Source organism: Sphingomonas fucosidasi, from assembly GCF_036663855.1.
GTDB classification, from domain to species: Bacteria; Pseudomonadota; Alphaproteobacteria; order Sphingomonadales; family Sphingomonadaceae; genus Sphingomonas; species Sphingomonas faeni_B.
On the sequence record NZ_JAXOJR010000001.1, the window covers coordinates 801,570 to 808,735 of the forward strand.

Annotated in this window: 7 protein-coding genes, 1 tRNA gene and 1 pseudogene; all 9 read left to right on the forward strand. The window is 64.3% G+C overall.

The features are described from left to right. Nucleotides 1-11: 11 nt before the first annotated feature. On the forward strand, nucleotides 12-950 hold the full coding sequence (locus U1737_RS03430) for a D-2-hydroxyacid dehydrogenase (protein WP_332795608.1): 939 nt from the start codon (nucleotides 12-14) through the stop codon (nucleotides 948-950). 428 nt (nucleotides 951-1,378) lie between these two features. Further along, nucleotides 1,379-2,752: a class II 3-deoxy-7-phosphoheptulonate synthase gene (locus U1737_RS03435; protein WP_132741841.1), complete on the forward strand. Its 1,374-nt coding sequence runs from the start codon at nucleotides 1,379-1,381 to the stop codon at nucleotides 2,750-2,752. 83 nt (nucleotides 2,753-2,835) lie between these two features. Then, nucleotides 2,836-2,910 (forward strand) — tRNA-Glu (locus U1737_RS03440). 86 nt (nucleotides 2,911-2,996) lie between these two features. Beyond that, entirely contained in the window at nucleotides 2,997-4,829 is a 1,833-nt protein-coding gene (locus U1737_RS03445) for a DUF6538 domain-containing protein (RefSeq protein WP_332795609.1), read from the forward strand. Next, a complete protein-coding gene (locus tag U1737_RS03450; RefSeq protein ID WP_332795610.1) occupies nucleotides 4,826-5,071 on the forward strand; it encodes a hypothetical protein in 246 nt (81 codons plus the stop codon). The genes U1737_RS03445 and U1737_RS03450 overlap by 4 nt, the downstream gene beginning before the upstream one ends. Nucleotides 5,072-5,198: 127 nt before the next feature. Then, nucleotides 5,199-5,549 carry a hypothetical protein gene (locus U1737_RS03455; protein WP_332795611.1) on the forward strand — a complete coding sequence of 117 codons (351 nt, stop codon included), beginning with the start codon at nucleotides 5,199-5,201 and terminating at the stop codon, nucleotides 5,547-5,549. 191 nt (nucleotides 5,550-5,740) lie between these two features. Then, nucleotides 5,741-5,986, forward strand: a pseudogene (locus tag U1737_RS03460) (transposase); the annotation flags it as partial. Between the two features lie 247 nt (nucleotides 5,987-6,233). After that, nucleotides 6,234-6,632, forward strand: a complete 399-nt coding sequence (locus U1737_RS03465) for a VOC family protein (RefSeq protein WP_332795612.1) — start codon at nucleotides 6,234-6,236, stop codon at nucleotides 6,630-6,632. Between the two features lie 169 nt (nucleotides 6,633-6,801). After that, a partial coding sequence (locus U1737_RS03470; protein ID WP_332795649.1) for a transposase occupies nucleotides 6,802-7,166 on the forward strand: 365 nt, incomplete at its 3' end.

Genomic DNA, 7,166 nt, shown 5'->3' on the forward strand with positions numbered 1-7,166 from the left:
ATGTTTGACCTATGAAAGCCGTTCTACCCGCCGCCGCCCGCCCGCTCCTCGAACCGCATCTTCCCCCCGCGCTCGATGTCGCGTGGTTTTCGACGCCCGCCGAGGCCAACGCGATGATCGCCGATGCCGACATCGCCTGGGTGGACATGCAGCCGACCCACCTCGTGACCGAAGCGATCCGTGCTGCCGGACCGCGCTTGAAATGGGTTTCGACGATCTATGCGGGACTGGACGCCTTCCCGCTCGACTTTCTCAAGACCAACGGCGTTACCCTGACGAACGGTGCCGGCATCAATGCGGTAACCGTTGCGGAATACGCGGTGATGGGCGTGTTGGTCGCGGCCAAGCGGTTCGATACGGTCTTGCGCGCGCACGACCGCCACGAATGGCTCAAGGATGCGCCGGGCAAGGTCGAACTCGACGGCACGAAGGCACTGATCATCGGCTATGGCACGATCGGCAGGTTGATCGGCGATCGCCTTGCCGCGTTCGGCGTCGACGTCATCGGCGTCACGCGGACCGGTCGCGACGGTACGACGACAGCGGACGCCTGGCGCGGCCAGCTCGGCACGTTCGACTGGGTCGTTCTTGCGGCCCCGTCGACCGGCGCGACTCAGGCTATGATCGGCAAGGCCGAGCTTGAGAGCATGAAGAACTCGGCATGGTTGATCAACATCGCACGCGGCGAGATGATCGATGACGCGGCATTGTGCTCGGCGCTTGCGGATGGATCGATCGCCGGCGCGTTTCTCGATCCGACCCATCCCGAACCGCTGCCCGCCGATCATCCCTTATGGTCAGCACCGAACGCGATCGTCACCATGCACCTTTCCGGCCGGAGCCAGACGACGATGTTCAAGCGCGGCGCGACGCTGTTCCTCCAAAATCTCGACGCGTTTCGGTCAGGAGCGCCGATGAGGAACGTAGCCGATCTGAGCGAAGGCTATTGATCGTTCGACGATGGTCCGACCGACGAGGCGCGGGGGATGCGGTTATAGCTTTTGATACCACGCCGCCGCAGTTTGTCTGCCTGGCGGCGACGAGCGAGCATCACGAGAACAGGTACACCGACCACGACGCTGGCGGCGATAATTGAAAACGCGACTATTAAGCGTAACGGCATATCCATCTCGGGTTAATGCCAAAAGGGCAGCCCCCACGCCATATCTAATTTGTCCGATTATGACGAGGGATGCCACGCCGACTTTATCGCCAGACCGAGGTGGTCGTTCCGCATTGGTCGTTGCGGGTCGCTGGGCCAGTGCTACGCCGGTGCCGAGAATGTCTAAGGTAGAACGGCTACAAGCTTTACTTCATTGCGCGAAAAGGCGTTTTCGCGCATGGCCAGCCGCACAATTCACCATCCGGACGACATGATATGGCCGCGAACTGGGCCCCCGACAGCTGGACGCGTCACGAAGCACGGCAGCTCCCCACCTATCCCGATGCCGCAGCGCTGACCGCGGCGACCGATCAGCTCGCGACCTTCCCGCCGCTGGTCTTCGCCGGCGAAGCGCGCAACCTGACCGCGTCGCTTGCCGAGGTCGCCGCCGGCAAGGCGTTCCTGCTCCAGGGCGGTGACTGCGCCGAATCGTTCGCCGAGCATAGCGCGAACAATATCCGCGACACCTTCCGCGTCATCCTTCAGATGGCCGTCGTCCTGACCTTCGCGTCGAAGCTCCCGGTCGTGAAGCTCGGCCGCATGGCCGGGCAGTTCGCCAAGCCGCGCTCGACCGACACCGAGACGATCGGCGGCGTCGAGCTGCCATCCTACCGTGGCGACAACGTCAACGACATCGCCTTCACCGCCGAGGCACGCGCGCCCGATCCGCAGCGCATGATCCGCGCCTATTCGCAGTCCGCCGCGACACTCAACCTGCTGCGCGCGTTCGCGCAGGGCGGCTACGCGAACCTCCACCAGGTCCACCGCTGGACGCACGACTTCATGGGCCGCAGCCCGTGGTCGAAGAAATATGCCGAGACCGCGGACCGGATCGGCGAGGCATTGGAGTTCATGGCCGCCTGCGGGATCGATCCCGAGACCGTGCCGCAGCTCGCGCAGACGCATTTCTACACCAGCCACGAGGCGCTTCTGCTCCAGTACGAGCAGGCGCTAACCCGGCAGGATTCGCTGACCGGCGACTGGTACGACACCAGCGCACATTTCCTGTGGATCGGCGATCGCACGCGGTTCGAGGGGTCTTCGCATGTCGAATACCTCCGCGGCATCGGCAACCCGATCGGCATCAAATGTGGGCCTAGCTTGGAGCCCGACGCCCTGCTGAGGATGCTCGACACGCTCAATCCCGGCCGCGTACCCGGCCGGATGACGCTGATCACGCGCTACGGCTATGACAAGATCGAGGCGAACCTGCCCCGCCTCGTCCGCGCCGTCACCCGCGAAGGCCATCCGGTGGTCTGGAGCTGCGACCCGATGCACGGCAACGTCGTCAAGGCCGCCAATGGCTACAAGACGCGTCCGTTCGACCGCATCCTCGCCGAGGTCCGCGGCTTCTTCGCGGTCCACCGCGCGGAGGGTACGCACGCCGGCGGCATCCATGCCGAAATGACCGGCCAGAACGTGACCGAATGCACCGGCGGCGCGGTCGACGTGACCGAGCAATCGCTTGCCGATCGCTACCACACGCACTGCGACCCGCGCCTCAACGCCAGCCAGAGCCTGGAGCTCGCGTTCCTGCTGGCCGAAATGCTCAACGAGGAAATGGCCGAGCGGAAGAAGGTCGCCGCCTAATAAAATGCGCGGGCGTCGCAAGAATTGTCGGTGACCGTCTTGACGGCTACCGACCCATTCCGTAGACGCCCGCATCTGCTAACGGCCCCTTCGTCTAGCGGTTAGGACGACGCCCTCTCACGGCGTAAGCACGAGTTCGATTCTCGTAGGGGTCACCAGCTTCGGTCAAGTCGCGGAAACCGCGGATTTACGGCACTTTCATCCTCCGCAGGTATAGCGGACAGGTATAGAAAGGCCGTTGTCAGTGCGAATCTCCACCCCCTGGCGGAAGCCCGATACGGGCATCTACTATCTCAACCGTGCCGTTCCCGAGCGGCTCCATGCCGAGATCGGCCGGAAGTTCGTCCGGAAGTCGCTGGGCACCCGCGACCTGGCTGAGGCGCAGCGCCTCATCCTCGACGCCTATCTTGACTCGCAGCGCGAATTTGACGCGGCCGATGCGCGCCTGGCGGCGCGCGCCGCCGCCGACGAGATCACGGCCGAACGCGCGCAGCTGGCGGTCGCCCGCCATCTCGCCGTTACGACACGTCCCGGCGACCTGAACGCGAGGTGGCCGACGTTCGGGCTCACGTACTGGCTCGAGCAGGCCGTGCAGCAGGTCTTCGGCATCCCGTCCGGGATGCCTCCCATGAGCAGCCTCGACGATGCGGCGACCCGCAGCGAGTACGTCAACCGCCGCCTGTGCGGCGACAGCTGGCTCCAGACCGTGCGCCAGCAGCCCCGCTCGAAGTGGATGGAGCTCGCGGATACCGTGCTCGTGCCGGTCTACGAGTCGGCCGATCCGCCGATCTCCAGGCTGCCGGCCAACGACCACGCCATCGCGGATGCGTGGAACGTCCGGCTCGTCGAGGACAACGCACGGTTCCATGCCTTCGTGGAGGAGCCCTACCGGGCGGGATCCAAACCTCGGCTACGCCCCGAATTGCGCTTCGTCGAGCTTCTGGGCCTGTGGAAGGAGAAGCGGAAGCCGCGGCCCCAGAGCTGCGCCGAGGCGGAGCGCGCGGTGCTCGACCTGCTCGACTATGTCGGAAACATCCCCGTCGGAAGGCTCACGTCGGATGCACTCATGGACTACCGCGACGAGGCGGAGAAGCTGCCGGTCGCCATGTCGCGCGAGGATCGTGCCCTGCCCTTCCGCCAGCGTGTCGAACGGCTGTCCGACGGTCCGGGCCCACGCGTCAGTGGCGTGACGGTGAAGAAGCGCGTCGGCGCCATTCAGGACCTCCTCGGCTTCGCCTTCCAAGAACGCTGGATACCGGAGAACGTCGGCGTCGGCCTTAAGGTCGAACGGGCCTCCCGCACCGCCCGCACCCGGCGCAGCTTCCGCAGCGACGAGCTCGCGACGCTGTTCGCCGGCGACCTTTTCCTCCGTCCGGACCTTCTGCTGCGCAGGCGCACGACGGTCAGCGACGTGACGCTCTACTGGCTCTTCGTGCTCGGGACGACATCGGGAGGACGCATCGAGGAGGTCGGACAGGCGCGCGTGGCCGACGTGAAGATCGATGCTGGCATCATCTACATCGACATCGACGATGCGACCGACCCGGCGGAAGCGGGCACCGAGCATACCAAGAGCGTGAAAAACGACGGTTCGCGCCGGATCGTGCCCGTGCATGATCGCGCACTTTCGCTCGGGTTCGCCTATTACGTCGAATGCCTACGGAGGATGGGCCAGACTATGCTGTTTCCGGATCTCCAGGCCAACCGGTTCGGAAAGGTGACGCAGAACGCTAGTCAGCGCTGCAACCGTGTCATCAACAATACGGTCGCCAAGGATCCGAGACTGGTGTTCCACTCGCTCCGTCACCGATTCAAGGACGTGGGCCGCGAGGCGGGCGTGCAGGAGCGCGTGCTCGATCAGCTCTGCGGCCACATGCCGACTTCGGTCGGCGGAAGGTATGGCGACGGCGCCAGCATCGTTCCGCTCAAGGCAGCTCTCGACCGGATGACGTTCGACGCGATCGACTGGCAGGGGGTGCTGCGGAGCAACCGCCTGATCGACTGGCAGGCCGCCACCGCGGAGGTTGTTCGGCGCGTCGCGGAACGGACCGGGCCAAAGCCGGCGGTCGCGGCATGATCCGGCCCGTCTATGCGCTCCTGGACAGCTGCACGAACGAGCTCGTCCGCATCGCATGGAGCATACACGGAGCCGTTATCGACGCCGTCGTCGAAAATCCAGATCTCGTATTCGACGACGGCAGTCCGCTCGACCTGGCCGGCCTCGAGGAGCGGCTGAGCGTGGCGTCGATGGTGCACTTCTACGTCCACGGGGACCCGAACCCCGTCGGACGGGTCGAACGGCATCAGGTGGGGGCGTAGCGCACGCATCCGCAGTATTCGTGAAGTGGAATCCCGCATGAGATATCCCAAGGTCCGATACACTCGCCTTCGAGGCGACTATCTGGAACTCTCTTCGTACGACGGTACCCGACGAGGAGTGGCGTTCGTGAACGAGGCGGCAGCCTCCGCGGCGGTCGACCTCGACCGGGCCGCCATCGACCTGACCGCCATCGGCTCCGGCTTCCTCCCGCGCGGCGCCGTCATGGTCTCAAGGGCGGGCAGCGGCGACGTCGACAGCATCCTGGACGAAGTCGACCAAGGCGATCGGCGCGATCCGCTCGCGACTGTCCGGCTCAGGTTCTCGATCGATCTGCTCGTCAGGGCGAGTGAATGGATCGACAAAGAGCGGGACCGGGAGGCGAGGCGGAGGGATCCCACAGCCGCCCGTCGCTACGAGGGCATCGTGGACGAACTGGTGGCATTCGGCTTCAGGTCGGGGGAGCCGGGGGAGCCCTGACGTTCCGGCTTTCCCGACCCCGAACGGACCGGGGGCGGCGATCCAACTCGGGTACGCAGGACCCGGCAGGCCTCTGCCGGAACTCGGGCGACTGGTACGCCGGCGGGATCCTGAGCTGCCCGGTCGGCTAGGATCAGGACCCATTGATCTGAGAGGCACGATCTGATTCAGGCTCCGTGAGGAGACCGCGCATGAGCGACCTGTACTGGCTGACCGACGAGCAGATGGCGCGGCTCGAGCCATATTTCCCAAAGAGCCACGGCAAGCCGCGAGTTGATGACCGGCGGGTGCTGAGCGGCATCGTTTTCGTCAACCGTAACGGACTGCGCTGGTGCGATGCACCCCAGGAGTATGGCCCCCACAAGACGCTCTACAACCGGTGGAAACGGTGGGGCGAAAGGGGTGTCTTCGTCCGCATAATGGAGGGGCTGGCTGCCGCGAGCGCCACGAGCCCGAAACCCTTGGTGCGAAGAAGTACGAAATCGCCTGCACCGTGGCGCCCGGCAAGCATGATCCGGATGGCGCCTTTTAAGCCCTGTAGCGTCCGTTTGTCAGCAGGCCCAACCAGGGCGCCTACGCCCAAATAGCGGACACTCCACGGGCCGGGGTGACTGCGGATCACCCGCCGGCTAGGTGAGACTGCTAATAGCGATCGGAAGTCGATCAGTCTTCAGGAGAGTGCCTGTGCTTTTTCACACCATGGTCGGATCGAATGACATTGAACGGTCCAAGCGCTTCTACGACACGGTGCTCGGCACCTTGGGTGCAGGGGAAGGGACGCGGAACATCGCCGACAGCGGCCATACACGTCTGATATACAATAACGGCAAAGGAACGAACTTCATCGTCAGCCAGCCGATCAACGACGAACCGGCAAGCGTCGCCAACGGCAGCACCGTCGCATTTTCATGCGACTCGCCCGAACAGGTGAAGCAGCTTCACGATGCCGCCGTTGCCGCTGGCGGGACATCGATCGAAGCTCCGCCCGGACCGCGCGAAACTGCTTCAATGGGCACCATCGAGCTGGCCTATTTCCGTGACCCCGACGGCAACAAATTGTGCGGAATTCATTTTCCTGCCTGATCTGTCCGACACGGGTCCGCTTCTGATTGTAGCGGACCCCGATCACGCGATCTCGCGAATGTCCGCTTTCCTGCCCATCCCGGACATTCCTGATGCAAAAATAAAACAGAGCGTGTGGAAACCCGGTCTGAGGATTCCCGTGGATCGGGGCGTATGGTATGTTTTTGCCATGGCGCATCTGTCTGGAACGGACCGCTCGCAGCTCCTGCTGCTGCCTGAAGCGGTGGATGATTATGTCGGGCCGGACAATCCGGTCCGGTTCGTCGAAGCCTTTGTCGACGGGCTCGACCTTGGTGCGGCTGGGTTCGTCCGCGTGCAACCAAAGACGACGGGGCGCCCGGGCTACGATCCGGCTGATCTGCTCAAGCTGTACATCTATGGCTACCTGAACCGGATCCGGTCGAGCCGGCGCCTGGAAACCGAGACCCACCGCAATATCGAGGTCATCTGGCTGCTCCGGCACCTCAAGCCAGATTTCAAGACCATCGCGGACTTCCGCCGCGACAACCGTGCCGCTTTCAAGACGGTGTTCCG

Bases quoted from the DNA above. Each gene is read 5' to 3' on its own strand.
- U1737_RS03430 (WP_332795608.1), top strand. From the start codon at position 12: ATGAAAGCCGTTCTACCCGCCGCCGCCCGCCCGCTCCTCGAACCGCAT.
- U1737_RS03435 (WP_132741841.1), top strand. From the start codon at position 1,379: ATGGCCGCGAACTGGGCCCCCGACAGCTGGACGCGTCACGAAGCACGG.
- U1737_RS03450 (WP_332795610.1), top strand. From the start codon at position 4,826: ATGATCCGGCCCGTCTATGCGCTCCTGGACAGCTGCACGAACGAGCTC.